The 24,151-nt window shown below is 71.3% G+C and carries 31 protein-coding genes; 14 read left to right on the top strand and 17 right to left on the bottom strand.

Annotated elements, in window-relative coordinates:
• Window positions 1-137 precede the first annotated feature (137 nt).
• Entirely contained in the window at window positions 138-584 is a 447-nt protein-coding gene (locus FPZ12_RS40530) for a MarR family winged helix-turn-helix transcriptional regulator (RefSeq protein ID WP_144757254.1), read from the bottom strand.
• A gap of 38 nt (window positions 585-622) precedes the next feature.
• On the opposite strand from FPZ12_RS40530, the gene FPZ12_RS40535 reads away from it, so the two are divergent.
• Together FPZ12_RS40535 and FPZ12_RS40540 are read left to right on the top strand one after the other, a co-directional pair.
• Window positions 623-1,024 (top strand): DUF5313 domain-containing protein, encoded by a 402-nt coding sequence (locus FPZ12_RS40535; RefSeq protein ID WP_144757252.1) that lies wholly within the window; start codon window positions 623-625, stop codon window positions 1,022-1,024.
• A gap of 122 nt (window positions 1,025-1,146) precedes the next feature.
• On the top strand, window positions 1,147-1,782 hold the full coding sequence (locus FPZ12_RS40540; RefSeq protein ID WP_144757250.1) for a TetR/AcrR family transcriptional regulator: 636 nt from the start codon (window positions 1,147-1,149) through the stop codon (window positions 1,780-1,782).
• Between the two features lie 3 nt (window positions 1,783-1,785).
• Here FPZ12_RS40540 and FPZ12_RS40545 read toward each other — a convergent pair whose 3' ends face one another.
• Both FPZ12_RS40545 and FPZ12_RS40550 read right to left on the bottom strand, forming a co-directional pair.
• Window positions 1,786-2,025, bottom strand: coding sequence for a hypothetical protein (locus FPZ12_RS40545; protein ID WP_144757248.1), 240 nt, complete (start codon window positions 2,023-2,025; stop codon window positions 1,786-1,788).
• An 81-nt stretch (window positions 2,026-2,106) separates the two neighbouring features.
• On the bottom strand, window positions 2,107-2,514 hold the full coding sequence (locus FPZ12_RS40550; protein ID WP_144757261.1) for a hypothetical protein: 408 nt from the start codon (window positions 2,512-2,514) through the stop codon (window positions 2,107-2,109).
• Between the two features lie 88 nt (window positions 2,515-2,602).
• Here FPZ12_RS40550 and FPZ12_RS46960 point away from each other — a divergent pair, with 88 nt between their 5' ends.
• Both FPZ12_RS46960 and FPZ12_RS40555 read left to right on the top strand, forming a co-directional pair.
• The gene (locus FPZ12_RS46960) at window positions 2,603-2,728 is read left to right on the top strand and encodes a hypothetical protein (protein WP_279537853.1); all 126 of its coding nucleotides are present in this window, start codon (window positions 2,603-2,605) and stop codon (window positions 2,726-2,728) included.
• A gap of 47 nt (window positions 2,729-2,775) precedes the next feature.
• Window positions 2,776-3,708 (top strand): TauD/TfdA dioxygenase family protein, encoded by a 933-nt coding sequence (locus tag FPZ12_RS40555; RefSeq protein ID WP_144757246.1) that lies wholly within the window; start codon window positions 2,776-2,778, stop codon window positions 3,706-3,708.
• Window positions 3,709-3,738: 30 nt separating this feature from the next.
• Here the strand turns inward: FPZ12_RS40555 and FPZ12_RS40560 are convergent, their stop codons facing one another.
• The gene (locus tag FPZ12_RS40560; protein ID WP_144757259.1) at window positions 3,739-4,119 is read right to left on the bottom strand and encodes a VOC family protein; all 381 of its coding nucleotides are present in this window, start codon (window positions 4,117-4,119) and stop codon (window positions 3,739-3,741) included.
• Between the two features lie 71 nt (window positions 4,120-4,190).
• Entirely contained in the window at window positions 4,191-4,889 is a 699-nt protein-coding gene (locus tag FPZ12_RS40565; RefSeq protein WP_144757244.1) for a siderophore-interacting protein, read from the bottom strand.
• Between the two features lie 28 nt (window positions 4,890-4,917).
• On the opposite strand from FPZ12_RS40565, the gene FPZ12_RS40570 reads away from it, so the two are divergent.
• From FPZ12_RS40570 to FPZ12_RS46965, 3 genes are all read left to right on the top strand, one after another.
• On the top strand, window positions 4,918-5,343 hold the full coding sequence (locus FPZ12_RS40570) for a MerR family transcriptional regulator (protein ID WP_144757242.1): 426 nt from the start codon (window positions 4,918-4,920) through the stop codon (window positions 5,341-5,343).
• Window positions 5,344-5,425: 82 nt separating this feature from the next.
• Window positions 5,426-6,178 carry a hypothetical protein gene (locus tag FPZ12_RS40575; protein WP_144757240.1) on the top strand — a complete coding sequence of 251 codons (753 nt, stop codon included), beginning with the start codon at window positions 5,426-5,428 and terminating at the stop codon, window positions 6,176-6,178.
• A complete protein-coding gene (locus FPZ12_RS46965; RefSeq protein ID WP_279537854.1) occupies window positions 6,175-6,297 on the top strand; it encodes a hypothetical protein in 123 nt (40 codons plus the stop codon). The genes FPZ12_RS40575 and FPZ12_RS46965 overlap by 4 nt, the downstream gene beginning before the upstream one ends.
• Here FPZ12_RS46965 and FPZ12_RS40580 read toward each other — a convergent pair.
• A complete protein-coding gene (locus tag FPZ12_RS40580; protein ID WP_144757238.1) occupies window positions 6,289-7,470 on the bottom strand; it encodes an acyl-CoA dehydrogenase family protein in 1,182 nt (393 codons plus the stop codon). The two genes, FPZ12_RS46965 and FPZ12_RS40580, sit on opposite strands and share 9 nt — an antisense overlap.
• Window positions 7,471-7,600: 130 nt before the next feature.
• Here FPZ12_RS40580 and FPZ12_RS40585 point away from each other — a divergent pair, with 130 nt between their 5' ends.
• A complete protein-coding gene (locus FPZ12_RS40585) occupies window positions 7,601-8,542 on the top strand; it encodes an AraC-like ligand-binding domain-containing protein (RefSeq protein WP_144757236.1) in 942 nt (313 codons plus the stop codon).
• 2 nt (window positions 8,543-8,544) lie between these two features.
• Here FPZ12_RS40585 and FPZ12_RS40590 read toward each other — a convergent pair whose 3' ends face one another.
• From FPZ12_RS40590 to FPZ12_RS40605, 4 genes are all read right to left on the bottom strand, one after another.
• Window positions 8,545-9,552: a glycoside hydrolase family 172 protein gene (locus tag FPZ12_RS40590; RefSeq protein ID WP_144757234.1), complete on the bottom strand. Its 1,008-nt coding sequence runs from the start codon at window positions 9,550-9,552 to the stop codon at window positions 8,545-8,547.
• A gap of 94 nt (window positions 9,553-9,646) precedes the next feature.
• The gene (locus FPZ12_RS40595) at window positions 9,647-10,540 is read right to left on the bottom strand and encodes a carbon-nitrogen hydrolase family protein (protein ID WP_144757232.1); all 894 of its coding nucleotides are present in this window, start codon (window positions 10,538-10,540) and stop codon (window positions 9,647-9,649) included.
• Window positions 10,541-10,724: 184 nt separating this feature from the next.
• Window positions 10,725-11,702: a cobalamin B12-binding domain-containing protein gene (locus FPZ12_RS40600; protein WP_243770283.1), complete on the bottom strand. Its 978-nt coding sequence runs from the start codon at window positions 11,700-11,702 to the stop codon at window positions 10,725-10,727.
• Between the two features lie 5 nt (window positions 11,703-11,707).
• Window positions 11,708-12,934 carry a PP2C family protein-serine/threonine phosphatase gene (locus FPZ12_RS40605; RefSeq protein ID WP_144757228.1) on the bottom strand — a complete coding sequence of 409 codons (1,227 nt, stop codon included), beginning with the start codon at window positions 12,932-12,934 and terminating at the stop codon, window positions 11,708-11,710.
• Between the two features lie 279 nt (window positions 12,935-13,213).
• Here FPZ12_RS40605 and FPZ12_RS40610 point away from each other — a divergent pair, with 279 nt between their 5' ends.
• A complete protein-coding gene (locus FPZ12_RS40610; protein ID WP_144757226.1) occupies window positions 13,214-14,086 on the top strand; it encodes a hypothetical protein in 873 nt (290 codons plus the stop codon).
• 256 nt (window positions 14,087-14,342) lie between these two features.
• Here FPZ12_RS40610 and FPZ12_RS40615 read toward each other — a convergent pair whose 3' ends face one another.
• The 4 genes from FPZ12_RS40615 to FPZ12_RS40630 all read right to left on the bottom strand — a co-directional run bounded on the left by FPZ12_RS40615 (window position 14,343) and on the right by FPZ12_RS40630 (window position 18,373).
• Window positions 14,343-15,011, bottom strand: a complete 669-nt coding sequence (locus FPZ12_RS40615) for an RraA family protein (protein WP_144757224.1) — start codon at window positions 15,009-15,011, stop codon at window positions 14,343-14,345.
• A complete protein-coding gene (locus FPZ12_RS40620) occupies window positions 15,008-16,012 on the bottom strand; it encodes an amidohydrolase family protein (RefSeq protein WP_144757222.1) in 1,005 nt (334 codons plus the stop codon). The genes FPZ12_RS40615 and FPZ12_RS40620 overlap by 4 nt, the downstream gene beginning before the upstream one ends.
• Window positions 16,009-17,244, bottom strand: coding sequence for an MFS transporter (locus FPZ12_RS40625; RefSeq protein ID WP_208026185.1), 1,236 nt, complete (start codon window positions 17,242-17,244; stop codon window positions 16,009-16,011). Before FPZ12_RS40625 ends, FPZ12_RS40620 begins: the two co-directional genes overlap by 4 nt.
• A gap of 160 nt (window positions 17,245-17,404) precedes the next feature.
• A complete protein-coding gene (locus FPZ12_RS40630) occupies window positions 17,405-18,373 on the bottom strand; it encodes a LysR family transcriptional regulator (RefSeq protein WP_208026186.1) in 969 nt (322 codons plus the stop codon).
• A 41-nt stretch (window positions 18,374-18,414) separates the two neighbouring features.
• Between FPZ12_RS40630 and FPZ12_RS40635 the strand changes: the two genes are divergently transcribed.
• Both FPZ12_RS40635 and FPZ12_RS40640 read left to right on the top strand, forming a co-directional pair.
• Window positions 18,415-19,482 carry an NADH:flavin oxidoreductase/NADH oxidase gene (locus FPZ12_RS40635; RefSeq protein WP_144757218.1) on the top strand — a complete coding sequence of 356 codons (1,068 nt, stop codon included), beginning with the start codon at window positions 18,415-18,417 and terminating at the stop codon, window positions 19,480-19,482.
• A 26-nt stretch (window positions 19,483-19,508) separates the two neighbouring features.
• On the top strand, window positions 19,509-20,135 hold the full coding sequence (locus FPZ12_RS40640) for a TIGR03085 family metal-binding protein (RefSeq protein ID WP_144757216.1): 627 nt from the start codon (window positions 19,509-19,511) through the stop codon (window positions 20,133-20,135).
• Here FPZ12_RS40640 and FPZ12_RS40645 read toward each other — a convergent pair.
• Together FPZ12_RS40645 and FPZ12_RS40650 are read right to left on the bottom strand one after the other, a co-directional pair.
• Window positions 20,132-20,641, bottom strand: coding sequence for an SRPBCC family protein (locus FPZ12_RS40645; RefSeq protein WP_144757214.1), 510 nt, complete (start codon window positions 20,639-20,641; stop codon window positions 20,132-20,134). The genes FPZ12_RS40640 and FPZ12_RS40645 overlap by 4 nt on opposite strands.
• Window positions 20,638-20,979 carry an ArsR/SmtB family transcription factor gene (locus FPZ12_RS40650; RefSeq protein ID WP_144757212.1) on the bottom strand — a complete coding sequence of 114 codons (342 nt, stop codon included), beginning with the start codon at window positions 20,977-20,979 and terminating at the stop codon, window positions 20,638-20,640. The genes FPZ12_RS40645 and FPZ12_RS40650 overlap by 4 nt, the downstream gene beginning before the upstream one ends.
• Before the next feature lie 54 nt (window positions 20,980-21,033).
• Here FPZ12_RS40650 and FPZ12_RS40655 point away from each other — a divergent pair, with 54 nt between their 5' ends.
• Complete coding sequence (locus FPZ12_RS40655; protein WP_144757210.1) at window positions 21,034-21,231, top strand: hypothetical protein; 198 nt, start codon at window positions 21,034-21,036, stop codon at window positions 21,229-21,231.
• Complete coding sequence (locus FPZ12_RS40660) at window positions 21,228-21,803, top strand: hypothetical protein (protein WP_144757208.1); 576 nt, start codon at window positions 21,228-21,230, stop codon at window positions 21,801-21,803. Before FPZ12_RS40655 ends, FPZ12_RS40660 begins: the two co-directional genes overlap by 4 nt.
• Here the strand turns inward: FPZ12_RS40660 and FPZ12_RS40665 are convergent.
• Entirely contained in the window at window positions 21,794-22,423 is a 630-nt protein-coding gene (locus FPZ12_RS40665) for a TetR/AcrR family transcriptional regulator (protein ID WP_144757206.1), read from the bottom strand. The two genes, FPZ12_RS40660 and FPZ12_RS40665, sit on opposite strands and share 10 nt — an antisense overlap.
• A 123-nt stretch (window positions 22,424-22,546) precedes the next feature.
• On the opposite strand from FPZ12_RS40665, the gene FPZ12_RS40670 reads away from it, so the two are divergent.
• A complete protein-coding gene (locus tag FPZ12_RS40670; protein ID WP_144757204.1) occupies window positions 22,547-24,022 on the top strand; it encodes a flavin-containing monooxygenase in 1,476 nt (491 codons plus the stop codon).
• The last annotated feature ends 129 nt before the right edge of the window (window positions 24,023-24,151 follow it).

Below are 24,151 nucleotides of genomic sequence, written 5' to 3' on the forward strand. Positions count from 1 at the left end.
AGCGGGGGCGGCAAACACGCCAGCGGGGGCGGCAAACACGCGAGCGGGGACGGCAAACACGCCGACCGGAGCGGCAAACACGCCCGGCGGGAGTGGGCCGCCCGGAATCGCGCCGCCGGCGCGATTCCGGGCCTGGGTCAGGAGTTCCGGCCCGTCGCGGCGATCACGCGGCTCAGCGCGGCGTGCAGCGCCTCCAGTTCCGCCACGTCCATCCCGAGTTCCTCCACCACCCGGTACGGGATCTTCTCCGCCTCCTTGCGGAGCGCGCGGCCCGAGTCGGTGAGATCGACCGACAGCGCGCGCTCGTCGTCGCGGTTGCGGCCGCGGGTGACGTAGCCGAGCGTCTCCAGCCGCTTGAGGAGCGGGGAAAGCGTGGCCGGCTCGTGGCGCAGCGTCTCGCACAGGTCCTTCACCGTGCGCGGCGCGGAATCCCACAGCGCGAGCAGCACCAGGTACTGCGGGTGCGTCAGGCCGTAGGGCTTGAGCAGCGGCCGGTAGATCGCGATGACGCTGCGCGACGCCACGGACAGCGCGAAACACACCTGCCTGTCCAGCGCCAGTGGGTTCTCGCCAAGGTCGATCATCCCGGCTCCTTTGTTAGTGTGCTAACTATTAGCGTACTATGGCGGACGTGAAGACGCGTCCGAACCCGGTGCAGTGGCTCTGGTACGCCCTCGGCGGGCGGCTGCCGGAACGCTGCCGGGAATGGGTCCTGCACGACACCACCTCACGCACCTGGGTCTGGCGGCACGCGGCGCGCAGCACCGTCCTGCTCGCGCCGTTGATGGCCGTGTGGCTCCTGCTGCCCGCGCCGATCGGGCTGCGGCTCGCGCTGGTGCTGATGGCCGCGCTCGTCGGCTACTTCTACTCGTTCGTCTACATGGAAGAAGCCGCCGAGAACAGGCTCGCGAAGCACGGATATCCGCGCGGCACCGGCAAACGGATCCGCGCGGAGGCGCACCGCGAAGAGGACGAAGCGGCGCTGGAGCGCTACATCGCCCAGTACCGTTCCGGGCGATCCTGACGGTCGCGGGATTTCTGACCCCCTGAGGACTACCCGAAAAGCTGACCCCGGCCGGACAGCCGGTCCTGCCCGGCGGCCTTAGAGTCGTCCCGGCTGTACGTACGGTCAGTGGGGAGCCGAAGGTGGGCAAGGCCGCGGAAATCCTGGCGGTATTCACGAAACAGGTCGCCGCGAGCGGCTATGACGGGGCGAACTTCGGCGAGATCGCCGGCAGGCTGGGCATTTCCAAGGGCACCATCGTGCACCACTACGGCACGAAGGACCGGCTGCTGGCGGCGCTGCACGAGTCCTACCTCCGGCGGCGGCTCCGCGAGGCGGAGCTGATCATGGCGAGCCTCGACACCCCGGCGCAGCGGCTGGCGGGGCTGTTGTTCGCGTTCATCCTCTACCAGGAGCACGACCGCGACGCGACGATCGCGTTCCAGCGCGAGGTGGTCCGGCTGGCGCGCGAGGAGTCGGGGGTGCAGCTGCGCGCGGAGTATGTGGACCTCGTGCGCGGAGTGATCAGCGACGGGGTGGCCAGCGGCCAGTTCCGGCCCGTGGACGTGCCCGTGCAGAGCCTGCTGATGTTCGGTTCGGCGCAATGGGCCTACGCCTGGTACGACCCGGCGGGCAGGCGGAGCGTGGACGAGGTCGGCGCCGCGCTGGTCGATCTCGTGCTGGGCAGCCTGCTCACGCGGCGCTCGGCGGTCGCGCGGCTGGCCGATCCCGGCGGGCCCGTGTTGCGCACGGTCCGCCGGTGCCTGGCGGCGGCGTGACGTTCACCGGTGTTCCTTGTCTGCCAAGGGTTTCCGGTGATGGCGGAGGCCGGGGCACCAGCCGTCGCGGGTAACGCCGCGCGGGCGGCCGCGGGGCGGGATCAGGTGGCCGTGCAGCTCGCCGTCACGGGACCAGTGCAGGAACTCCTCTTCCCATGGCCGGTTCAGCAGAGCCTGCCGCTCGGCCAGTTCTGCCTGTGTGGCCAGGAATTCCCGGAGGCGGGTCAGGAAGTTTCCGGACATGGCCCCAGGATGCGCCGCCCGGCCCCGCCCGACGAGTGGCAGTTCTGCACATCATCGGCAAATTCCTGCCAGTAATGCGCCTCAGTACTCGTCGCGTCCGGTGATCTGCTCTTCGAGGGTCTCGGCCGCGCCGGTGACCAGTTCGAGGGGGTCGGTGAACTCGTTGATGTCGAGGTTCACCAGTGGCAGGGAATGCCGCAGTACCAGGTAGTCGCCCATCACCACGGCGCCGCCGACGACGGTGGTGTGCCCGATCTCCGAGAGCACCGAGATGAGGTCCACCTCGTGCGCGTTGGCGAACGGCGTGGCGATCTGCACCCACTCCTCGCGCTTGTCGAGCACCTCGCGCGCGATCACCACCATCTGGGTGCGCTCCTCCTCGTCCGGGTCCCGGCGGAAGTGCACCCGGATCCGCAGCTCCTCGGGCTCGTCCCGGATCACCCTGTACGACTGCCTGATGAACGTCACGAGCTCCCGCCAGGTCGCCACCCGCATCCCTTTCGTCCGTGTGCTGGAGATCCCCGAGCAGTCAAGCACACCCGGTCCCGGTGTGACGAGTCCCGCATCGTGGGCATCCTTGACCGCACCGCGGGAGGCGGTGATGATCAAGGGTATGTCGAACTCCGGGCCCCGCATCTCGTCCGAGGTCGGCGTGGTCGCCCTGCTGCTGCGCCGTGGCCGTCTCGGCTCGCCACCCTGCTGAGCCGTCCGCCACGCATCGCATCCCGTTACGCAGCAAGGAGTTTCCCCATGTCCGTGGATCAGTCGTTCCGTCCTGCCCTGCGCCGGACCCGGGTGCCCGCCGGGGGCATCCTCGAAGGCCCGCGCGTGCTGCGGCGTCTGCCCGAAGACGCCGAGCCGCGGCCCTACCACTTGTTCGGAGTACGGCCGCTGGGCCGCGTGATCGGCGCCGAGATCGAGGGCGTCGACCTCGCCCGGCCGCTCACCCCCGAACTGCGCGAGGAGCTGAACCGCGCGCTGCTGGAGTGGAAGGTGATCTTCTTCCGCGACCAGGACATCACCGCGGAACAGCAGCGCGCCTTCGCCCGGCACTGGGGTCCGCTGGAGACGAACCCGTTCCTGCCCAAGGGGGATTCCGACGAGGTCACCCGGTTCACGCGCACCGCGGCGATGCCCGGGTTCGAGAACGTCTGGCACGTGGACGTGACGTTCCGGCCCAACCCGGCGCTCGGTTCGGTGCTGCGGCTGGTGCGGGTGCCGCCGGTCGGGGGCGACACGATCTGGGCCGACATGGCCGCGGCGTATGACAACCTGCCCGCCGACGTCCGGCGTCGCCTCGAAGGACTGCGCGCGGTGCACGACTTCGTCCCGGGCTTCGAACGCTTCTCCGACAACGACTTCCTCGCCTCACGGCAGGACGAGTTCCCGCCGGTCGAGCATCCGGTGGTGCGGATCCACCCGGAGACCGGGCGCCGCACGCTGTTCGTGAACCAGTCGTTCACCACGCACATCGTCGGCATGGACCGCGACGAAAGCGACGAGCTGCTGCGGTACCTGTTCGTGCAGGCGCACGTGCCGGAGTTCCAGGTTCGCTTCCACTGGACCGAAAACGCCGTGGCGTTCTGGGACAACCGCGCGACACAGCACTACGCGGTGAACGACTACGCCCCGGAGGTCCGCATCGCCGAGCGCGTGGCGATCGCGGGGGACCGGCCCTTCTGACATCCGGCCCGTGCCGCGGCCCGTGACCGCTCAGAGCGGGTCGAGGCGCGCCTTCAGGAGACAGAACTCGTTGCCTTCGGGGTCGGCGAGGACGTGCCACGGCTCTTCGCCGGTCTGGCCGATGTCGGCCGGGCGCGCCCCGAGCGCCAGCAGGCGTTCGAGCTCGGCGTCCTGATCGCGGTCGGTGGCGTTGACGTCGATGTGTAACCGGGATTTGCCGGGCTCCGGCTTCTCGCGGCGGCTGAGGAAGAGCGTCGGCTGCGCGCCACCGAAACCGGCGCGCGGCCCGATCTCCACCGAGCCGTCGTCCTCGCGGTCGAGCACCACGAAGTCCAGTACCTCGCACCAGAACCGCGCCAGCGCCTCCGGGTCGCGGCAACCGAGCACGAGCTCACCGATGCGGCACGCCATCACGAAACCTGCTTTCACCTCGGAACCGCCGGTGACCGTACCGAACGCGGCGCCCCGGGGCGAGCCGGTTTCTAGTCCATCCCGCGCTTTCCCGGCATCCAGAACGGTTTGATCAGCACCGACCGGCGCGGCCAGCCGCGTTCGCGGACGAGATGCGAACGCACGGCCTGGCAGGTGCGGGTTTCCCCGGCGAGGTACGCGACGCCCGGCTCCGACGGGAGTTCCAGCGCACGGACGGCGGCCACGAGCGAGCCGCGTTCCGTGGTGCCGAGATCCCGCAGCGGCAGTGCGTCTTCCGGAGAGCCGAGTTCGACAACCCCGTACACCGGTGCCCCGGCGGGCAGCGCGCGGAGGATCGCGCCGAACGCGACCGACGCCGTCTCGTCCCCGGCGAACACGTGGTACGGCGCGTCCGGCCGCGGCACGAACCGGCCTTCGGGTTTGGTGAACGACACGCGCTGCCCCTGCCGCACCTCCCGCGCCCAGCGGGACCCCGGCCCGTCCTCGCCGTGCTCGAAGACGCACAGGTCCAGACCGCCGGAACCGAACGCCCAGACGGAATACGTGCGCAGCATGTCTCGCAGACCTGGGCCGACGCGAACACGCACGTGCTGCCCGGGCGTCCACTCCAGGGCGCCGACCGCGTCACCGGTGATCCGGATCCGGCGCAGCCGCGGGGTCAGGTCCTCGATCTCTTCTACCGTGCCCCGGACGAACATCCGGTCCAGCAGGCGCGCCATCGGCCGGGCGCGGGTGGCGGGGTTGCTCATGGGGGCCACTCTGGTCGTTAATGTGGGCATGAAGTCAAGCGATCTCGCGATCGGTGAGGTGGCGGCCCGCTTCGGGTTGCCCACGCATGTGTTGCGGCACTGGGAAAGCGTCGGCCTGCTGGCGCCGGCTCGTGACGGTGGCCAACGCCGCTACAGCCACGACGAGCTGGTCCGGGTGGCGCTGATCCTGATGGGCAAGCGAGTCGGGCTGAGCCTTCGGCAGGTGCGCGCGCTGGTCGAAAACCGTGACGCCGCCGAGGAAGCCGCGCTCTTGCGGGCGCAGGTCGAGGCGCTCGACAGGCGCATCGCCGAAGCGAGGGAAGCCAAGGCGCTCCTGGAGCACGCGCTGGAATGCCCGTTGAGCTTCCACGAATGCCCGGACGCCCGCGCGGCCATCGAATCGTGGATACCGGCCGTGGAAAATAATTCTTCGGCCGCCCCCGTTCCCCGGTAAGGGTCCCGTTTCCTGGCTAATTCCCGCCCACGGTGTCACCATTCGGAAAGGGCAGGAGAAAACGGGAGCAGGGGAGCTCGCGATGGGGGAGATCATATTCTGCGGCGGGGGTCCGGCCGGGTTGCTGGGCGCGTTGATGCTGGCCGCGGACGGGCATGCGGTCACTGTGCTGGAAAACGACGCGGGCCCGGTGCCGGCGGACGCCGACGAGGCCTGGCGGGACTGGCGCCGCGGCGGGGTCGCGCAATTCCGGCAGCCGCACAATCTGTTCTCGCGATTCAGCGAGGTTTGTGATCAGGAACTGCCGGGGATCACCGGGAAACTCGTCGACGCGGGCTGCGCGTGGACCGACTACCTGAAGATCCTGCCCCCGGCGGTGCCGGACCGGGAGCGGCGCCCCGGTGACGAACGGTTCGGGTTCGTCACCGGGCGGCGGCCCGTGATCGAGGCCGTGCTGGCCACGGCCGCCGAGGAGGAGCCCGGGATCGAGATCCGCCGCGGCGTGCGGATCGCCGGGTTCCTCCGCGGCCCGGACGCGCGGCCGGGGCTGCCGCACGTGGCCGGGGTGCGCACGCACGATCAGCCTGCTGACCCTCGACGGCGTACGCGCACTGGCACGACGGCACCCCGGTCACGCCGGTGCTGCCGATGGCCGGGATCCTCGACCGCTTCAACCGGTACGTGGTGGACGGCGAGCCCGTGGCCACCGGCTACGCGGCGCTCGGCGACGCCTGGGCGTGCACCAATCCGTCGGCCGGGCGCGGGATCAGCTTCGCGGCCGTGCACGCGCAGCACCTCCGCCGGACCGTCGCCCGGCACCTGGCGGACCCGGTGACCTTGCGGCTCAGGCAAACCGTGCCGCGGCCGGACACGCCGATGGACAGGCTGACCACCGCCGCCGCCGCGTTCGACGGCGACGTGTTCCGCGGGCTGCTGGAGCTGCTGTCAGCCTGAGTTCTCCTTCAGCTCCAGGAACACCCATCGCGCGTCCGGGGCGAGCCCGGCCAGCGACCGGCCGCAGTTCTGCAGCACCACCGGGCCGGACGTGACGTGCTGGGTGCCGGTGTTGAGGTCGCGCAGGAACCGCTGCAGCTCACCACGCCGGATCGCCGCGGTGCCGGCCCATTTGTGCACCGCCTGCCCGACCTCGGCGACCGCCCACGTGGTGTTGTTGAGCATCAGGCGGGTCAGGGTTTCCTGTTCGGTGGTGAGCAGCTCACCGCCGTCGAGGGTGGCCTCGTTCTCCGCCCACACCTCCATCGCCCACGCCCGCGCCGAGCGCAGCCGGGCCTCGGCCCTGGCGTACTCGGCGTGGAACTCGGCGGTGTCCACCGTCGCGCCTGGTGCCCCGGTTTTCCTGCCCACCAACGCTTTCAACTCGTCCAGCAGCCGCCTGCCGACGCCCAGCGCCCACCCGGTGTGACAGACCCCGGCCATGTTCGCCAGCCCCATCCGGTACACCGCGCCGCCGTGGCGAGTGTCCATTGTGGAGATCACGAAGGCGTGGCTCGCGGGGACGAACAGGTCCTCGCAGACGTAGTCGATGCTGCCGGTGGCGCGCAGGCCGAGCACGTCCCAGTTGTCGATCAGCTCCGCCTGCTCCTTGGGGAACGTGAAGATCAGCGCCTCGCCGGTCTCCGCGCAGAACGCCGCGGTGTGGATGTGCGTCGCCATCGCGATTCCCGACGCGAAACCCCACTGCCCGCTGACGCGGTAGCCGCCGTCGACGCGCTCGGCCTTGCCGAGCCTGGTGCCCTGCCCGGCGATCAGGGCGTGCCGTCCCGCAGCGGGGTCGGGATACAGCTCCCGCACCGCTTCGTCGCCGAGGTAGGCGGCCGTGGTGCCGGTGACCATCTGTACCGCCATGAACGCCCAGCCCGCGGAGGCGTCGGCGTAGGAGATCCGCGCGATCGTTTCGATGGTCTGGGTGGGGGAGAACTCGTAACCGCCGAGCTCACGCGGGATGCCGATCCGGAGCGCGCCGGTGGACAGCAGCGCCGCGGCCGACTCGTCGGTCAGGCGGCACAGCTGTTCGCCTTTGTCCGCCTCCTGACGCAGCACCGGGTCGATCTCGGCGATCCGGTCGAGTACGGCGTCGTAGTCGTCGCTGACGTGCAGTTTCGTCATGCCGTTCTACGCTAGCGACCGGGCCCCCGCGGGGAAATCCCCGGAGAGCGCAGGAAACCTGTCGTTTCCGCGCAGGCTGTGGCAGCCTGGACGCTGTTGATCGCAGTGTCGCGAACCCGTGGAGCGGACGATGACGTCGCCGGCGGAAGTGTGGCCCGCCGCGGACGGGCCGGAGGTCCCGTTCGCGGCCTGGACCGAGGCGGTGCGCCGCGCCGTGTTCGGGTTCCGCTTCGACTGCGACCGCCCGCGCACGTTCGCCGGGGTGGTGCGCACCCGCTCGCTGGCCGGGGTCAGCTTCGTGGACCTGGCCTCGGACAGGCACGCCGCGTACCGGGACGAAGCCGCGATCGCCGCCGAGGAAAGCGGTTTCTGCGTGCTCACCTTGCAACTCGCGGGCGAGCTGCGGATGGCGCAGGAGGGCCGCGTCGCGCTCCTGAAACCGGGTTCGTTCGCGGTGTACGACTCGTCGAAACCGGCGGCGCTGACGGTCGGTGACGGCTACCGCTCGACCTGCGTGCGGTTCCCGGTGTCCATGCTCGGCGCCGGGGACCCGCTGGCCGGGGTCACCGCGCGGGCCTTCGACTGCGAGCCGGGGATCACTTCGGCGGTGTGGGAGATGCTGCTGAGCCTCAACCGGAACCTGGATGCGCTGGGCCCGCACGGGCACGGCGCGGTGCACAGCGTGCTGGAGCTGGTGCAGGCGATGCTGCGGACCTCGCTCGGGGTGCCCGCCGACCGGCGCGTGCTGCTGCTGGAACGGGTGCGCGACCACATCGAGGCGAACCTCGGTGACCCGGCGCTGTCCCCGGCGACGGTCGCGGCCGCGCACGGGATTTCCGTGCGGCAGCTGCACGTTCTCTTCCAGGGCACGGGAAGCACGGTCTCGGCGTGGATCCGCGACCGGCGCCTGGAGCACTGCCGCCGCGACCTGGCCGACCCGCTGCTGCCGCACGTTCCGGTCGCCGCCGTCGCCGCGCGATGGGGTTTCCCCGGCGCTTCGCATTTCGGCGCCGCGTTCAAGCGCGCGACCGGCCAGACCCCGGCGCAATACCGGCGCGCCCGGCTGGGCTGAGCTCAGGATTCCCTTGCCTGGTACCAGAAAGCCGTGCTCGCGATGTCGGCCCGCGCGAGCTGGAGGTAGCGCCCGTCGTCCTGCCAGCCCAGCGCCTGGATGGTCACGCGCAGGTCCTCGGCGAACGAGACCGGGTCGCGCAGATGCCAGCGGTAGAGCCCGAACCGCTGGCCCGGCTGGTAGACCTGGTTCGCGGGCAGCACCTGCGGCAGCCCGGTGTAGCGGGTGTCGAAGACGCCGTAGCGGCCGCCGAGGTCGAAGTTCCAGGCGCCGCCGAAGTAGTCCTCGGTGCCGGTGCCGCAGATCGTCGGGAACTCGCCGTCCCCGTCGAGGTAGAACTTGATCTCGCCTTCGCCCCACCAGCCCGGGGCGTTCGGCTGGATGGTCAGATACGTGCCCGCGTAGCAGCCGCGCCCCCGCACGCCGTCGAGGATGGTGTGGACTGCGGGCGTGCCCAGCGGGTTCGCCCGGCGCCAGCCGGCGTGCAGGTACGCGGCGTCCGGCGGGACGTCCTGGAGCTGGTAGGTGACCTGGTAGTACACCGGGACCTGGGCGCCGCTGTGGTTCTCCAGCGTGATGCGCGCGTGCCGCCGGAACGGCATGGGCCAGTAGCTGTTCAGCCCGCCCGCGGGACCGACCACGATCATGTCGGAGTCGACGAGGGCGAGCTCCCCGTTGCCGTTACAGAAGAAATCGCCCAGCGGCGTCTCCACCGAGGGCTCTTCCTCGCCGTCCCAGTACATCCGCAGCGTCAGGTCGCGGAGCCTGCCGCGGTCGGTGGTGAGCCAGAAGTGCGCCACGATCCCGGAACCGTCGATGTCGGCCAGCGTCGCCGTCCGCCGGTCCGGCAGCAGGATCGAGGGCGAGACCTTCCAGCCCCGGCCGAGATCGCGCGCCGCCCCGGCGCCGGTGCCTTCGGTGGCCATCGCGCCCGCGCCCTTGGCCCCGGTGAAGTTCTCCGCGCTGATCGACCGGGTCACGCCCGGGCGCAGCCGCCAGATCTCGTTCATCGCCCCGATTATGGGCCGCCGCGGCCCGGCCCGCAGCGTGGCGTCTTCCACCACGCCACGGGAGTCCTTTGTGGACTGACCGGGCCCGCGCGGCTCAGGCGTCGATCGCGGTCGGCACCTCACCCGTGGCGGCCCGGTAGGTGTCGGGGCGGCGGTCGCGGATCAGCCGGGCGCCGAAGAGTGCGGCGTTGGCGGCCGCGATCCCGCCCTTCACGTCCACGGTGGCGATGGCCATGCCCGGCGTGCGGTCCCCGGTGGTGGCCACGACGTTGCCGCCGGGGTCGACGATCTGGCTGAGCCCGACGAACTCGGCCCCGCCCAGTTCGCCGCCGTAGTTCGAGGACACGAACCAGCGCGAGTTCTCCGCGGCGCGGGCCCGGTCGTAGAGGCGGTACAGCTCCGCGAACGGGTTGGTCGCCGCGTCCTGCTCGCCGTGCACCATCGGCCAGGCCGTGGGCATCACGAGGAGGTCGGCGCCGCGCAGGGTCAGCTCGCGGCAGGACTCGGGCCACATCTTGTCGTAGCAGATCAGCATCCCGATCCGGCCGAGCGCGGTGTCGAACACCGGCCAGTCGTCCCCGCGCCGCCAGGTGACCTGCTCGGTGATGGCGACGTGCACCTTGCGGTACTTGCCGATGAAGCCCTCCGGGCCGCCCAGCACCGCGGTGTTGTAGAGGGCGCCGGCGGCGTCGCCGAGCTCCGTGACGCCGAAGATCACGTGCACCCCGAGCTCGGCGGCGCGGTCCAGCACGGCGCGGACGTTCGGCCCGTCCGGGACGCTTTCCGCGGTGCGCTGGGCCTCGGCGATGTCGGCGGGGTCGATCGTCGTGAGACCGCGCGACGGGTAGCCCTGCAGGCTGATTTCGGGGAATACCACCAGGTCCGCGCCCTGCGCGGCGGCCTCTTCCAGATGGCCGAGGTGGTTCTTCACGCTCAGCTCGAGGTCGTGGGTTCCCTTCAGTGCGACGGTCGCGATGGTGACAGGCATCAGAAACCTCCCGGGGACGGCGGAAAAACGGGCCGCCGGTGACGATCCGGGCCGTTCGTGGTGCCGCGATTGCCGCGCCGTTAGCGCCGGGTTACGCCGGGCCGGTCAGGCGGAAAGCCTTGCGGCGCAAGGAAGACCGGGGCGGAACGCCGGAACGGACCGTGATCCGCCACCGGTGTTTTCCTCAGGCCCAGTGCGCCGTCACGAGGTTCCGCGCCAGCGGGTACTCACGCAGGACGTGCGCCAGCTGCTCGCCGAGTTCCCCCGCCGTGGTGTTGTCCGCGCCGCGCGACGTCAGCAGGTCGGAGACCCACGCGGCGGTGTCGGGCAGCGGGCGGGCGTCGCCGGTGAGCAGCGCCGCGCCGACGCAGTGCAGCGCCAGGTCCACGACGTCCTTGATGTCGGCGGCGAGCCAGTCGGGGCCCGGCGACCACTGCCGCAGCAACGTGGCCGCCAGCGCTTCGTGGTCCAGCTCCAGCGAAGCCTGTTCGTTCGCGGGCCCGGCGGGCAGCGGCGGCACGGCGGGGACCACCGGGGGCAGCCCGGCGATGACCTGCGCGACTTCGCGGGCGGTGGGGGCCCAGGCAGTCGCGCCGAGCGCGTCTGCCCGCGCGGAGTCCGTGCCGAACGCGGGACCGCCGGCGAGCACCGGGATCCCATCGGCGGTGCTCGCCTCGATGATCCGCCGGGTGGCGGGCAGGGCGCCGGGCATCGAACAGCTCACCGCCGTCACGTCCGGGCCGAGGTCGTGGAGGTACTGGGTGAGCCGCGCGGCCGGGGTGGCCGCGCCGAGCATCGTCACGCTCCAGCCCGCGCCGCGCAACGCGCCCCCGATGATCATCGCGGGCATCGCGTGCCATTCCCGTTCCGCGCACGCGAGGACCACCCGGCCACGCGCGGCGGGCGTGAGCCTGGCCCGCCGGGTGACCGCCTCGGTCGCGGAGACCGCCACCGCCGTGGCGGCGTGCTCCTGGGCGACCGACCATTCCCCGCGCTGCCAACGGAAACCTACCCGCCGCTGCGCCGCGGCGATCACGTCGACGAGCACGGCCATCGGATCCGCGCCGTCGTCCAGCGCCCGCTCCACGAGCGCCACGGCGTCCTCGCTGTCCACAGTGGACACCAGTTCGCCGAACTCGCGGGCCAGGGCGTCGATCCGCACGGCCGTCACCTTCCGCAGGTCACGGCCAGCAGCGCGAGGTCTTCGCGCGGCCTGCCGCCGAGGAATTCCAGGACGTCGCGTTCCACCGCCTCGCACACCACTCCGGGGGCGGCCCCGGCATACCCGGGCAGCAGGGCTTCGAGGCGTTCCATGCCGTAGCAGCTGCCGGCGCCGCGTGCCTCGAACACTCCGTTGGCGACCATCAGCATCGTGTCGCCATGGCAAAGCCGGAACTCGATCTGGTGGTACCAGAGGTCTTCGAGCACCCCGGCGATCGTGCCGCGGACCTCCGGCGTCTCCAGCGTGCCGTTCGCGCGCAGCACGAGCGGCGGCGGATGCCCGGCCACCGCCAGCTGCACGTGCGCGGATTCGGGGCCGGGCCGCAACCGCGCGCACACGACCGTGATGAACCTGTCGTCGCCGGCCCGGTGCAGCACGTTGTTGAGCGCCGAGAGGATGCGGGCAGGGTTGCGGTCGAAATAGCCGGCGGTGCGGATGCTCTGGCGGGCCCGCCCGGTCAGCACCGCGGCTTCGACGCCCTTGCCCGAGACGTCTCCCAGCGCCAGCAGCCAGTCGTCGCCCTGGCCGTGCGCGTCGTAGAAATCGCCCCCGATGTCAAGGTGCTCGGCCGCCGGGCGATAGCTCGCGGCGAGCCGGGCGTGCGGGATCTCGGGCAGCTCCGGCGGGCGCAGGCTCGCCTGCAGCGTGGCGGCCACGCGGCGGCGCTCCTCGTAGAGCCGGGCGGAATCCAGCGCCAGCGCGGAGCGGCGCGCGACACCCTCGGCGAACGCGACGTCCTCCTCGGAGAACCCGCGTTCGGCGCCGCGCACCAGCACGAGCACGCCGATCGTGGTGCCGCGCGCGGTGATGCCGAGACCCAGCACCTCGGCCGGCCGCAGGGCCGCCGCCTCCGCCTGCAGGCCGTCGTGCGGGATCATGCTGGTCAGCGCGTCGGCGGGCCCGGGGCCGGGCGTGACGTGCAGCAACTCCGTGCGGCCCGAGCGCAGCACGCGGCCGAGCGCCGAACCGTGGCCGGGCGGATGCTCCGCGGGCAGGCCCTCGCGGCGCTCGCCGTAGAGCACGACGTCGCCGGTGCCGAGGTCGCTCAGCGCCAGCACGGCCCAGTCGGCCAGCCTGGGCACAGCGAGATCCAGCAGCCGCAGCGCCGTGCGCCGAAGATTGAGCGAACTGGTGAGTGACCCCGTCAGCTCGGGAACCTGTACCTGCGCCATCGCGGGTCAATGTACCCCCGCGCGGGGGAGCGGCGGGACCGCCGGAACGGGCCGGTTTCCCGGCGTCCACTGTGGAGGGTCCAGGCCGCCGCACGGGTGATGCACCACCGTTGCACCGGCCGGGCCGCTCAGTCGCGCCTCACCGAGGGTGTTCGGGCAGGTCACACCGCGTCCCGCAGCGGCCGCCGTCCGCCGCACGCTCCGGGGCGGAGGGTTCCGGAGCTCAATATTGAGATCTATATTTCATTCGTGGAAACCGGATTCGGGGGAGGGGGACGGATGAGGGAGCTCGAACTGGCCCGCGCCGCGGACCTGTGCGCCGGCGCCGCGCGGGCCGGCGATCGCGCCCGGTTCGGTGTGCTGGCGCGGGAAAGCGGGTGCCAGGCGGAGTTGCTGGAGCTCTGGGCGCGGCTGCTGGTCACGGTGGTGCCGGAGGACAGCGCGGCCGTGCTGGTGGAAACCCTGTGGCGCCAGGACGACAGCGTCTGGCTGATCGGGATCGAGCACTTCCTCGACTACGCCCACCGCCGCGACCCGGCATGCCTGTCCCGGTTCGTCGGCGAGGTCGGTGCGTGGCCGTGGCCGGAGCGCGCCGCGTTCACGCTGGCGCTCGTGAGCGCGATCGCCGACCTGCTGCCGCCGGGGATCCGCCCGTCGCACTACTTGGTTGCCCGCGGTCTGGTGGCCGAATGCGGCGAGCCCGCCGGGATCGCGGACTTGACCGGGCCGGTGGCCGGGCTGGTCGCGTTCGGTTGGCGCGAAGAGGGGTTTTGCGCGGTGCGGCTGGGTTTCGACCTGTCCCGGCACGTGGAGCGCGAGCTCCCCGGGCGTGGGTCCCGCCGGGCCGCGGCCGTCGTACTGGCCACGGTGCTCGGCCGCGCGGAGGCGGACGATGAGCGCGGGGTGGACGGTTTCCGCCGTGGCGCGCGGCTGCTCAACGACACCGACGACCCGCGCGTGGAGGCGGATGAGGTGGAAAACGCCACCCTCCTCGCGGCGCGGGCCGTGCGCTTCGCGAGCGCGGGCCAGTTCGCGCGGCTGCGGGCGGAGCTGGACCGGTGCGCCGGGCCGGAACTGCTCGCGGTGGTGGTGGCACTGGCCTTCGCGGTCGCGTCCCACGTGCGGGAGCAGCCGGAGGTCTCGCTGCCGTGAGGCGCTTTGCGGCTGGTGGGTGGCGTTCGCGGCGGGGAGGCGCGCGAGTGAGCCGCCGCCGCGTTGCGGCGGGGCGCTTTCCGGGGCCGCCGCTCGGCGGTGGTGGTGTGTTGGCCGACCGTGTCGGTGTGTTGGCTGACCGTGTCGGTGTGTTGGCTGACCGCGGCGGCGTGTTGGCCGACCGCCGTGGGAAGGCGCGCGTGGCCAGCCCCAGCGCCGCGCCGCCGTGAAGCGCTTTCCGCCCGCAGCCTCAGTCTCAGCCTGCCATCCGGCCCTGGGCATGCGGCTCGACCCAGGACAGGTCGTAGCGGCCTTCGGCGATGGCCGCGAGCGCCGCGGCCTCCTTCTCCGCCTGGGCCCGGGCTCCGGCGATCACCGCCTCGGCGTCCGCGGGCGGGATGGCCAGCACCCCGTCCTCGTCGCCCACGACGAGATCGCCGGGGGAGACCACCATCCCGCCGACCGACACCGGCACGTTGATCTCGCCGGGCCCGTTCTTGTGCGGCCCGCGATGGACCACGCCCCGCGCGTAGACCGGGAACCCGCGCCGCCGGATCTCGGCCACATCGCGGATCGCGCCGTCGAGCACCACGCCCGCCAGCCCCGCGCTTTCCGCGTACCGCGTCATGATGTCGCCCATCAGCGCCTGGTCGAGCGCCCCGCCGCCGTCGACGACGAGCACGTCGCCGGGGCGGCAGAAGGCGAACGCGCGGTAGATCGCCAGGTTGTCCCCGGCCCGCGTCCGCACCGTCACGGCGGTGCCCGTCAGCGGCGTCCCGTCGTGGAACGGGCGCAGCCCGACAGCCCCGCTGATGCGCGCCATGTTGTCGCTCAACAGCGAAACAGCCAAGCCACGCAAGGAATCGACGAGGCTGTCCGCGCTCGCGGCGGGGGAGGGATTGCGGCGCCAGCCGGGGGAATTCACGTGGTCTGCTCCTGGGTCGTGCGGTCCAGCCGGGCGTACACCCGGTGGGCGTTGTCCTCGAAAATCCGCTGCCGCGCCTTGTCTTCCAGCGCCGCGGCTTCGACGTAACGGCGGGTGTCGTCGAACTCGTGCCCGGACTCCGGGTCGGTGCCGTTCACGGCGCCGAGCGTCTCCGAGGCGAACAGGATGTTCTCCGCCGGGATCACCTTCGTCAGCAGGTCGATCCCCGCCTGGTGGTACACGCAGGTGTCGAAGAAAACGTTGCGCAGCAAGTGCTCGGTCAGTGGCGGCTTGCCGAGGTTCGCGGCCAGGCCGCGGAACCGGCCCCAGTGATAAGGCACGGCCCCGCCGCCGTGCGGGATCACGAACTTCAGCCCGGGGAAGTCGCGGAACAGGTCCCCGGTCAGCAGCTGCATGAACACCGCGGTGTCGCCGTTGAGGTAGTGCGCCCCGGTGGTGTGGAAGTTCGGGTTGCAGGACGCGGAAACGTGCACCATCGCCGGCACGTCCAGCTCCACCATCGCCTCGTACAGCGGGTACCACGCGGGGTCGGTCAGTGGTGGTCCGGACCAGTGGCCGCCGGACGGGTCCGGGTTGAGATTGCAGCCGACGAACCCGAGCTCTTCCACGCAGCGCCGCAACTCGGGCACGCTCCCGGCGGGCGGCGCGCCGGGCGCCTGCGGCAGCTGGCAGACGCCCGCGAACTCCCCGGGAAACAGCCGGGTGACGCGGTGGATCAGGTCGTTGCACACCCGCGCCCACGCTTCGTTCGCCGCCGCGGGTGCCTCGTGGTGGCCCATGCTGGCCGCGCGCGGGGAGAAGATCGTGCGGCCGATGCCGCGGGAACGCTGCACCCGCGCCTGGTTCCGCTCGATCGTCTCGCGGATTTCGTCGTCGCTGAACACCGGCTGCGGCAGCTCGGTGCCCTCGACCTGGTTCGCCCGCCACCGCGCGAGCGCGGGCGGCGCGGTCGTGTAGTGGCCATGGCAGTCGATGATCATACGGCGGCGTTTTCCTTCGTGTCGGCGGTTTTCTTCTGCACCCGCAGTGCCAGCGCGAGCACGGCGGCGACGACCAGGAACGCGGCGATGGTCAGCAGGGCGAGGTCGAAACTGCCCGTCGCGCCACGCACGAGCCCGATGCTCCACGGGCCGACGAGCCCGCCGAACTGTGCGATCGTGTTGATCAGCGCGATGGTCGCCGCGCCCGCGACCCCGGTGCGGAACGAGGAAGCGAGGCTCCAGAACAGCGGGTTGCCCGCGTAGATGAACATCCCGGTCAGGCACAGCAGCACATAGGCGACGACGGGACTGCCCACGTACGCGCTGCCCGCGATCGCCACCGCGCTCATCCCGTAGACGAAGGCGAGGTGCTTCTTGCGGTCGCCGGTGCGGTCGGAGTTCTTGCTGACCAGGAACGTGCCGAGGACACCGAGCAGCGGCGGCACCGCGGACAGGAACCCGACCTGGAGGTTGCTCAGGTGCCCGAGGCTCTTCACGATCTGCGGCAGCCACAGCAGCAGCCCGTAGATCCCGACGAGCGCGCAGCCGAACAGGATCGCCAGGCACCACACCCGCGCGTCCCCGAGAATCCGGAGTACCGAAGGCTTCTCCTGCTCGCCGAGCGCGGCCCGGTCCTTTTCGAGTTCGCCGGCCAGCCAGGCCTTTTCCTCGTCGGTGAGCCACTTCGCGTCGGCCGGGCGCTCGGTCATCGCGCGCAGCGCGACCAGGCCGAGCACCATCGCGGCGCCGCCTTCGACGATGAACATCCACTGCCACCCGGCGAGGCTGAACAGGTGATCGGTGTAGGTCATCAGCGCCGTGGACAGCGGGCCGCCGACGACGGCCGCGACCGAGCTGCCGATGATGTAGCCGCCGACCGCCCTGGCCCGGTAGCGCTCCGGGAACCAGTGCGTCACGTATACGGCGACGCCGGGCAGGAATCCGGCTTCCATCACGCCGAGCAGGAATCGCATGACGTAGAAACTGGTGTCGTTGAACACGAACGCGGTCGCCGCCGCGATGAATCCCCAGGTGAGCAGGATCCGGGCGATCCAGCGGCGCGCGCCGAACCGGTGCAGCAGCAGATTGCTGGGCACTTCCAGGATCATGTAGCCGAGGAAGAAGATGCTGCCCGCGAAGCCGAAGACGCCGGGCGAAAACCCGAGCTCGTCGCCCATGTCGAGTTCGGCGAACCCGATGTTGATGCGGTCCAGGTAGTTGAAGAACAGCATCAGAAAAAGCAGCGGTATGAGCCGGCGATACAGTTTCCGTATCGTCGCGGGCTCGAGCCGATCAGTCATCGTTGACCCCAACACCGTTTCCGTCGTTCCAGGTGGAAAATCACCCTAAGGAAACAGCGGGCGCCGGGTCCAAGACCGGTTTCCGATACAACTAGTCGCCCGGGCTTATAGTGCGCCCGATATCGGGCAGACAGTCCAGAAACGCCCGCAGATGCGGGGACTCGTCCCGGGTCTGGTACGTCGCCGCGAGTGTGGTGGTCTTCGCGCCGTCGAGCCCGGCGACCTGCCGGAAGACCACGTCGCCCCGGCCGTGGCGGGCCACCGACTCGCCCACGAACGTCACGCCCAGCCCGGCCGCCACGAGCGCGATCGCGGTCTGGATCTCGAACGTGCGGTACTCGACCTTGGGCACCAGCCCGGCGTCACGGTACAGCGACTCGATGAACCGGGCGAACCGCGCGGCGGCGTGCCGGGGGAAGAGGATCACCGGGGTGTCGGCCAGGTCGGCGAGCCGGACCTGCTCGGAGCCCGCGGCGGGGTGATCGGGGGAGAGCACCGCCATCACGTTCTCCCGCAACAACAATCGCGTAGTGCAGCCCGGGACGGCCGCAGGCTGGCGGCCGATGCCGACGTGGATGCGGCCCTCGTGCAACGCGTCGGCGTGGTCCTCGGTGACCATCTCGAACAGCTTCAGGTCCACCTTCGGATAGGCGCGGTGGAACTGCTTCAGCGCGGGCGGCAGCACGCTGTACATCGACGAGCGCGTGAAGCCGATCGCGAGCCAGCCGCGGGTGCCCTCGCCGATCTCGCGGGTGCCCAGCGCCGCCTGCTCGGCCGTCGCGAGGAGCTGCCGCGCCTCGGTGAGCAGGTAACTGCCCGCCTCGGTCAGCCGCAGCGGCCGCCTGCCCCGGTCCACGAGCTGGGCGCCGAGGTCCTTTTCCAGCGCCCGGATCTGCTGGCTGAGCGCGGGCTGGGCTACGTGCAGCCGCTCGGCGGCGCGGCTGAAGTTCAGCTCCTCGGCGAGCACCACGAAGGAGCGCAGGGCGCGCAGGTTCATCCGCCGCGGTTTCCGGTGGCCATGACCGGCCACGATACCGTCCGCGTCACGGGAAAAGATCACACCCGGGAAGGTCGCGCGGCCCCGCGCTGTTGCGGGTTGACGTGAGCCTTCTGTTCGAGCCGTACCGCAGCCGTGCCCTGACCATCCCGAACCGCGTCTGGGTTTCCCCGATGTGCCAGTACTCCGCCACCGAGGGGGTGCCGGGCGACTGGCACCTCGTGCACCTGGGCCAGTTCGCCGCCGGGGGCGCCGGACTGGTCGTCGCCGAGGCCACCGCCGTCACCCCGGAAGGCCGGATCAGCCCGCAGGACACCGGGATCTGGACTGACGAGCAGGTCGCGGCGTGGCGCCGGATCACGGATTTCCTGCACGGCCAGGGCGCCGTGGCGGGGATCCAGCTCGGGCATTCCGGGCGAAAGGGATCGGCGTACCGCCCGTGGGACGGCAGCGGCACGATCCCGGCCGCCGAGGGCGGCTGGACGCCGGTCGGGCCGAGCGCCGAGGCGTTCGGCGAGTTCGCGGCGCCGCGGGCGCTGAGCACCGACGAAGTCGCCGCGCTGCCGGGACAGTTCGCCGCCGCGGCCCGGCGCTCGCTGGACGCCGGGTTCGACGTGCTCGAACTGCATTTCGCCCACGGGTACCTGGTGCACCAGTTCCTGTCCCCGCTGTCCAACACCCGCACCGACCGCTACGGCGGCGCGTTCGAGGGCCGCACGCTCCTGGCGCTGGAAATCCTGGACGCCGTGCGCGCCGAAGTGGGCCCGGACGTGCCGGTGTTCGCGCGGCTTTCGGCCACCGACTGGGCCGAGGGCGGCTGGACCGCGGACGACTCCGTGCGCCTGGCGAAAGTGCTGGGGGAGCGCGGCGCCGACCTGATCGACGTCTCCACCGGTGGCAACGTTCCGAACCCCTCGATCCCGGTCGGCCCCGGCTACCAGGTGCCGTTCGCGGAGCAGATCCGCCGCGAGGCGGGCATTCCGGTGGCGTCGGTCGGCATGATCACCGAAGCGCGCCAAGCCGACGAAATCCTGGACTCGGGCGCGGCGGACGCGGTGTTCATCGGGCGGGCGATGCTGCGCGACCCGCACTGGGCGTTGCGCGCGGCGCACGAACTCGGTGACACGGCGCGCTGGCCGGACCAGTACCGCCGCGCCGCGAACTGGCGGTGATCGTACCGGCGGGTAGGGTCGCGGGCATGGGTGTAGCCGCGGACGAACGCCGGGAACTGAGCGCACTGCTGGACGAGCTGGGCCCGGACCAGCCGACCCTGTGCGAGGGCTGGCGGACCCGGGACCTGGCCGCGCACCTCGTGCTGCGCGAGCACCGGCCGGACGCCGCGCCGGGGATCGCCGTGCCCGCGTTGGCTTCCTACACGCGGAAGGTGCAGGAGGGCTACTCCGCCCAACCGTGGCACGAGCTCGTCGAGCAGGTGCGGTCCGGCCCCGCGTGGTACTGGCCGACGAAGATCGGCCCGGTGGACGAACTGGTCAACGGCGCGGAGTTCCTCGTGCACCACGAGGACGTCCGCCGTGGCCAGCCGAACTGGGCGCCCCGGCAGGCCGACGCGGCGCGGGACGCCGCCGCGTGGCGCACGGTCAAGGCGATGGCGAAGCTGAGCCTGCGCCGCTCGCCCGTGGGCGTGGTGTTGCGCACCGAAAGCGGCGAGGAGCTGACCGCGAAGGCGGGGAACCCGACGGTCGCGGTGGTCGGCTCCCCGGTCGAGCTGCTGCTGTTCGTCTTCGGCCGCAACGCCGTCCAGGTCGAATACCAAGGCGACCCGGACGACGTGGCGCGCGTGACCTCGATGAGCCGGGGGATCTAAGCCTCGGCGAGGATCTTTCCCGTTTCCAGCAAGGACTTGAGGTCGCTGAGGATCCACGGCCAGCCGCCGCCGGCGCCTTCGGCTTCGTGGTCGCCGCCGACCACGGCCGACAGGCGCGGCGCGTTCTCCAGCTCGTGCACCACGGTGAGTTTCGCGCCGCCCTCGGCGGGGTCGATCTCGTACGTCAGCCGCGTGAAGCCCTCCGCCGCCATGTCCGGGTCCATCAGCATCCGCCACGACAGCACGAGTCTGCGCGGCGGTTCGGCTTCGAGGACCTCGCCGTCGATGATCACGTCCGGCAGCTCGACGCCGCCGGCCTTCGCGCCCTGGACCATCGACTCGCTCGGCCGGGTGCCGAACTTCGCGCCCGGGCGCAGGTCGTAGTCCGTCTTCCCGCCGTAGCCGTAGCGGTCGGTCCACTCGGGCTTCGTGATCGCCTCCCAGATCCGCTCCGGGGTCGCCTTGATGTAGATCCGGTACACCTGCGTGGTTCCCTTGCCGCTCATGGTTCCTGCTCCAGTTCCGCTTTGAGGTCGGCGAGCGCCGAGGCCCGGCGCCCGGTGTACTTGTCGATCCACCGGTCGTGGATCGAGCGGATCGGCACCGGGTTGAGGTAGTGCAGCTTCTCCCGGCCGGACCTGCGGGTGACCACGAGGTCCGCGTCCTCGAGCACCTTGAGGTGCTTCATCACGCCGAAACGCGTCATCTCCAGCCCGGACTCCAGCTCGGTGAGCGTGCGGCCGTCACGCGCGAACAGCAGGTCGAGCAGGTAACGGCGGCTGGGGTCGGCGAGCGCCTTGAACACCCGGTCGTCGTCGGTCACCCGGCAAGGATAGGTGACCATATGGTCACATGTCTACCCGTCATCGCCCGTCCGTTTCGCGCACCACCGCCGTTCATGTCCTCTTCGCTCGTGCAGGCGACGCTTTCCGTTGTGGGACACCATCATCATCACGATCACCCGCCCGGGCAGGGCGCGCTGTTCCCCGCGAACCACCCGGCCCGCAAGGGAATCGACTCGCCGCACGGCCCCGGCGCGGACCCCTGGCAGGACCTGGGGTTCTCCACCAACCCGATGTGGGTCCTGCCGTCATGACGCTGTTCGGCATCGACACCCGCGTCCGCGACCTCGCCGAGGCGGACCATCTCATCCACGAGCTGTCCGCCCGGCTCCGGCTGCCGGGAAACGCGGTCGCCTGCACGCATCTGGTCCGCGAGGGCGGCCCGCACATCGCGGTCTCACTGTGGGTGCCGCCCGGGTTCGAAGGGCTGTGGAACGAGCTGACGCGGCTGTCCGAGAGCGGTTCGGCCGGCGTCGCCTCGGGCACCGCACGGTGCGGGCACCCGGATCTCGCCGAGACGGCGTCCGACGCGGCCGTGGAACACTTGTCCCGCAAGGGAGGCCGCGCCGTGACGTACCCGGGCGCCGCGGAGCTCACCGGCACCGTGCCGTTCCGGTACGTGCTCGAGCGGACGGCGATCGAGCGGATCGTGGTGGTCGGCGGCGCGGACGAGCCCGGCGAAGACGATCTGCTGGAAACCCGGGACCACGTGCGGCCCGAATGGCGTGACGGTGAGCTGGCGCTGGCCGTGACCCCGGTGGCGGGCGGGCGGTTCGCGCCGTTCGAGGTGCCGGACCCGACGCCGTGCCGCGCCGGTCACCGGTAGATCGCGGCCAGCCAGATCTCCAGCAGCACGTCGACGACCTCGGATTCGGGCACCATCGGGCGCTCCCCGGCGAACGCCGCGTGCAGCATCCGTTCGTTCATCAGGTTCAGCGCCACGGCGAGGTCACGGGCCGGGCGGCCGGGCGGGGCGGCGCCGCGGGCGCGTTCGGACTCGATCACCGCGGCGATCCGGTCGACCCAGCGGTCCATCACCGAGGACCACAGCTCGCGCACCGCGGGGTTCGTCTCCCGCGCGCTCGCGATCGCCAGCGCGACGGCGCGGTGTGAGCTGAAAGTCTCGTAGAAGACGTTGATGCAGGCGCGCCACGCCTGGGGCGCGTCGCCGCGCGACTCCTCCATCATGTCGAGCGCGCTGCTGTCCGCCTCGTCGACCACCCGCTCCAGCAGTGCGAGCAGGACGGCGTCCTTGGAGCGGAAGTAGAAGTAGAACGTGGGCCGCGAAATCCCGGCGCCGCGCGCCAGGTCGTCGATCGAAATTTCCCGCAGTGGCCTGGTTTCGAGCAGCTTCTCCGCGGTGGCCAGTATCGCGTTCTCGCGGTCGTCACCGGTGGGGCGGGTGCTGCGGCCGCGCCTGCGGGCGCCCACGGCGTCGGTGCTCATGACCGCACCTTAACCCTTCGCGACCACCCTGCTCAACAGCCTGTCGAGGGACTCGACACAGTGTCGAACAGGATGGTAGCTTGCCTCGAGACCGGCCGTTGCCGCCCGAACCGGGAGTGTGTCATGACGCGGGACCATGTCGATGTGCTGATCGTCGGTGCCGGGCTGTCCGGGATCGGCGCCGCCTGCCACCTGCTGCGCGAGCTTCCCGGCCGCAGCTTCACGATCCTCGAGGCGCGGGACGCGATCGGCGGCACCTGGGATTTGTTCCGCTATCCCGGAATCCGTTCGGACTCCGACATGTTCACCCTCGGCTACGACTTCCGGCCGTGGCGGGACCCGCGCGCGATCGCCGACGGCGAGTCGATCCGCACCTATGTCCGCGAGACGGCGCGCGAGTACGGGGTCGACGAGAAGATCCGGTTCGGGCACCGCGTGGTCGCGGCGGACTGGTCGAGTGACCGTGCACAGTGGACGGTCACGGCGGAGGTCGGCGGCGGGGAGACGGTGGAGATCACGTGTGACTTCCTGTACGTCAACTCCGGCTACTACCGCTACGACGAAGGCTACACCCCGGATTTCCCCGGTATCGGCGAGTTCCGGGGGACGGTCGTGCATCCGCAGCACTGGCCCGAGGGTCTGGACTACGCGGGCAAACGGGTCGTGGTGATCGGCAGCGGTGCCACGGCGGTGACGCTGGTGCCCGCGCTGGCCGGCACGGCCGGGCACGTGACGATGCTGCAGCGCTCGCCGAGCTACGTGGTTTCCGTGCCAGGCAAGGACAGACTGGCCGAACTGCTGGAGAAAGTGGTGCCGGACGGGGTGCTCCGCCCGCTCCTGCGCTGGCAGCACGCGCTGCTGCTGACCCTGGTGTTCGAGCTGAGCCGTCGCCGGCCCGGGCTGGTGAAGAAGCTGCTGCGCAAGGGAGTTCAGCAGCAGCTGCCCGCGGGCTACGACGTGGACACGCATTTCTCGCCCGGCTACGAACCGTGGGACCAGCGGCTGTGCGTGGTGCCCGACGGCGACCTGTTCCGCGCCGTGCGCCGGGGGCAGGCTTCGATCGTGACCGACCGGATCAGGACGTTCACCGGGCACGGGATCGAGCTGGAGTCGGGGGAGGAGCTGGCGGCCGACATCGTGGTGACGGCCACCGGGCTGAACCTGCAGCCGGTCGGCGGGATGGCGCTGAGCCTCGGCGGTGAACCGGTCGAGCTGAGCAAAACGGTGTCGTACAAGGGAATGATGCTCTCCGGCGTGCCGAACTTCGCGATGACGATCGGCTACACCAACGCTTCGTGGACGCTGAAGGCCGATCTCGTCGCCCGCTACGTCGGCAGGCTGCTGCGGTACATGGACGAGCACGGGCACCACGTCTGCGTGCCGGACGCGCCGGACGGCCCGCCGCCGGACGTGCCGTTGATCGACCTGAAGTCGGGGTATGTGCTGCGCAGCGTGGACAAGCTCCCGAAGCAGGGCGCGGCCGCGCCGTGGCGGCTGTACCAGAACTACCCGCGCGACGTCCTGTTGCTCCGCCGCGGCCCCGTGGACGACGCGATGACCTTCAGCCGCGTCCCGAGCAAGCCCAAGGCCCGCGTCTAGGAGCGCCCCGGACGCGCTCCGCCACTTGTTGGCCCCTCCCGCCGGTGTGTTGGCCCCTCCCGCCGGTGTGTTGGCCCCTCGCGGGCGCACATTGGCTCCCCGCGCGCGTGTCTCCCGCTCGTATCGAGG

Origin of the sequence: Amycolatopsis acidicola, from assembly GCF_007713735.2 — a bacterium.
Lineage (GTDB): Bacteria > Actinomycetota > Actinomycetes > Mycobacteriales > Pseudonocardiaceae > Amycolatopsis_E > Amycolatopsis_E acidicola.

Excerpts from the sequence above, each read along its gene's own strand:
- FPZ12_RS40530 (WP_144757254.1), bottom strand. The coding sequence starts at position 584 with ATGATCGACCTTGGCGAGAACCCACTGGCGCTGGACAGGCAGGTGTGT.
- FPZ12_RS40535 (WP_144757252.1), top strand. The coding sequence starts at position 623 with ATGGCGGACGTGAAGACGCGTCCGAACCCGGTGCAGTGGCTCTGGTAC.
- FPZ12_RS40545 (WP_144757248.1), bottom strand. The coding sequence starts at position 2,025 with ATGTCCGGAAACTTCCTGACCCGCCTCCGGGAATTCCTGGCCACACAG.
- FPZ12_RS40555 (WP_144757246.1), top strand. The coding sequence starts at position 2,776 with ATGTCCGTGGATCAGTCGTTCCGTCCTGCCCTGCGCCGGACCCGGGTG.
- FPZ12_RS40560 (WP_144757259.1), bottom strand. The coding sequence starts at position 4,119 with ATGGCGTGCCGCATCGGTGAGCTCGTGCTCGGTTGCCGCGACCCGGAG.
- FPZ12_RS40565 (WP_144757244.1), bottom strand. The coding sequence starts at position 4,889 with ATGAGCAACCCCGCCACCCGCGCCCGGCCGATGGCGCGCCTGCTGGAC.
- FPZ12_RS40570 (WP_144757242.1), top strand. The coding sequence starts at position 4,918 with ATGAAGTCAAGCGATCTCGCGATCGGTGAGGTGGCGGCCCGCTTCGGG.
- FPZ12_RS40575 (WP_144757240.1), top strand. The coding sequence starts at position 5,426 with ATGGGGGAGATCATATTCTGCGGCGGGGGTCCGGCCGGGTTGCTGGGC.
- FPZ12_RS40580 (WP_144757238.1), bottom strand. The coding sequence starts at position 7,470 with ATGACGAAACTGCACGTCAGCGACGACTACGACGCCGTACTCGACCGG.
- FPZ12_RS40585 (WP_144757236.1), top strand. The coding sequence starts at position 7,601 with ATGACGTCGCCGGCGGAAGTGTGGCCCGCCGCGGACGGGCCGGAGGTC.
- FPZ12_RS40590 (WP_144757234.1), bottom strand. The coding sequence starts at position 9,552 with ATGAACGAGATCTGGCGGCTGCGCCCGGGCGTGACCCGGTCGATCAGC.
- FPZ12_RS40595 (WP_144757232.1), bottom strand. The coding sequence starts at position 10,540 with ATGCCTGTCACCATCGCGACCGTCGCACTGAAGGGAACCCACGACCTC.
- FPZ12_RS40605 (WP_144757228.1), bottom strand. The coding sequence starts at position 12,934 with ATGGCGCAGGTACAGGTTCCCGAGCTGACGGGGTCACTCACCAGTTCG.
- FPZ12_RS40610 (WP_144757226.1), top strand. The coding sequence starts at position 13,214 with ATGAGGGAGCTCGAACTGGCCCGCGCCGCGGACCTGTGCGCCGGCGCC.
- FPZ12_RS40620 (WP_144757222.1), bottom strand. The coding sequence starts at position 16,012 with ATGATCATCGACTGCCATGGCCACTACACGACCGCGCCGCCCGCGCTC.
- FPZ12_RS40625 (WP_208026185.1), bottom strand. The coding sequence starts at position 17,244 with ATGCTGTTCTTCAACTACCTGGACCGCATCAACATCGGGTTCGCCGAA.
- FPZ12_RS40640 (WP_144757216.1), top strand. The coding sequence starts at position 19,509 with ATGGGTGTAGCCGCGGACGAACGCCGGGAACTGAGCGCACTGCTGGAC.
- FPZ12_RS40645 (WP_144757214.1), bottom strand. The coding sequence starts at position 20,641 with ATGAGCGGCAAGGGAACCACGCAGGTGTACCGGATCTACATCAAGGCG.
- FPZ12_RS40650 (WP_144757212.1), bottom strand. The coding sequence starts at position 20,979 with ATGGTCACCTATCCTTGCCGGGTGACCGACGACGACCGGGTGTTCAAG.
- FPZ12_RS40655 (WP_144757210.1), top strand. The coding sequence starts at position 21,034 with ATGTCCTCTTCGCTCGTGCAGGCGACGCTTTCCGTTGTGGGACACCAT.
- FPZ12_RS40660 (WP_144757208.1), top strand. The coding sequence starts at position 21,228 with ATGACGCTGTTCGGCATCGACACCCGCGTCCGCGACCTCGCCGAGGCG.
- FPZ12_RS40665 (WP_144757206.1), bottom strand. The coding sequence starts at position 22,423 with ATGAGCACCGACGCCGTGGGCGCCCGCAGGCGCGGCCGCAGCACCCGC.
- FPZ12_RS40670 (WP_144757204.1), top strand. The coding sequence starts at position 22,547 with ATGACGCGGGACCATGTCGATGTGCTGATCGTCGGTGCCGGGCTGTCC.